General features: G+C 43.1%; 1 protein-coding gene. It reads right to left on the reverse strand.

All coding sequences use genetic code 11. The features are described 5' to 3' along the window. Positions 1 to 640, reverse strand: a 640-nt coding sequence (locus tag DC498_RS26340; protein WP_206197753.1) for a hypothetical protein, incomplete at both ends; no start/stop codon positions are given.

The raw sequence follows: 640 nt of genomic DNA on the forward strand, positions 1-640 counted from the left end.
TTGGGCTTCTTTAGCTCGGCTATGGCGGTTTGTCGTTGCGCGGGGGTTAGTTCGTTCTTTGTTTCCTGCTTGGGTTGTAATGCCTCTATTCTTTTAATACGGTAGTTCTCCAGCTCGTTGGTCAACTCGCTGATCGTGGTTTCTGTTTGCTTTATATTAGCATCAAAGCTCTCACTTATAGTTTGTATTAACTGTTCGGTTTGGTTACGGCTGTATAAATCAAGGGTATCTCTTATTGGCAATAATTGCTTTTGTTTGTGCTGCACTTTCAATGTAACCTTCATCCGGTCAAGACCGGTGATCTTTATACCGCCCCATACTTCTATTCTTAGTTGGCAGTTATCGTAAACTAATAGTTCGGCGTTTTGTGTGTTCAGCTTAGCAAGTGGTTGCCTGTCCGCCGTAGCTTCAGCGAAGGCGGATAATGCAGGTGTGGTAATGGTTGCAGCAGAAAGTTTTTCTTTTTCAATTGAAAAAGAAAAACTTTCCCGTTGTTCTACCAGGTCAACTAATACCATTGCATCATCATGGTTTTGCAATACACTGTTTACATCTTCCCCGGATGGCAGGTGTGTACGTGCAATGCGTACATGAGGCAGCAATGTATATAACGCATGTGCATGTTTGTGTGTGGCTGCTT

Origin of the sequence: Terrimonas sp. (assembly GCF_003075435.1) — a bacterium.
In the GTDB taxonomy this organism is placed as follows: Bacteria; Bacteroidota; Bacteroidia; order Chitinophagales; family Chitinophagaceae; genus Agriterribacter.